Annotated in this window: 1 protein-coding gene; it reads left to right on the top strand. The window is 55.7% G+C overall.

What is annotated here, in order from left to right; translation table 11 throughout:
• On the top strand, positions 1-643 hold a 643-nt coding region (locus tag AC0V2Y_RS29030), incomplete at both ends, for a hypothetical protein (RefSeq protein ID WP_475418496.1).

The raw sequence follows: 643 nt of genomic DNA on the forward strand, positions 1-643 counted from the left end.
CCATCGTCACGCTGACCTATTTGTTTGACATTCAGTTTTTCCCCAGTGGCCTGACGCCAGGCGAAGTGGTGTTCTTTATCTTTGTGGCACTGATGTTCGGTTTTCTGTACTGCATCTTTTTGTTGTTCGGGGCCATGTCTGCACTGTGGCTGCTCAAACTACTTTCTTTGCTGGAAGTGCGGGTTTCCAGGCGGCGCGCCGCCCATGCGCAGGCGACCCTGTTTGTCGTTCCTGCCGGGCTGCACGGCCTTGGCTATTTCCTGTTATCGCTTCTCTTTTTTTTGCTGTCCCTGTTTTATGCCTTTGCCCTTGTACAACCTTCACTGCTGTTATTGATCACGATCTTTTTTTGTGCCGGTTTTCTCGCCCTGATGCTAGTTACGGCTGGTACGCAAGGCGGCATCACGGTCACAGGCGCGCGGCCGAAGCCGCAGCGCAGATTGGCGCAGCTTGCCGCAGTGTTCGTGGCACCGCTGGTACTCGTGCTGTTCTTCGGGCCGTTCATGAATATGGTGCATATGGCTTTCCAGCTATTGGGTGTGCGTATTCCCGACGTGAGCATCGAAGTGCCCGATAGCGAGCTCGGTGAAATCGAGCGCGTCACGGAAGTCGTCGGCCGCCCCATCCTTGACTGCCGCAGGGG

The organism is Janthinobacterium sp. BHSEK, from assembly GCF_056174685.1.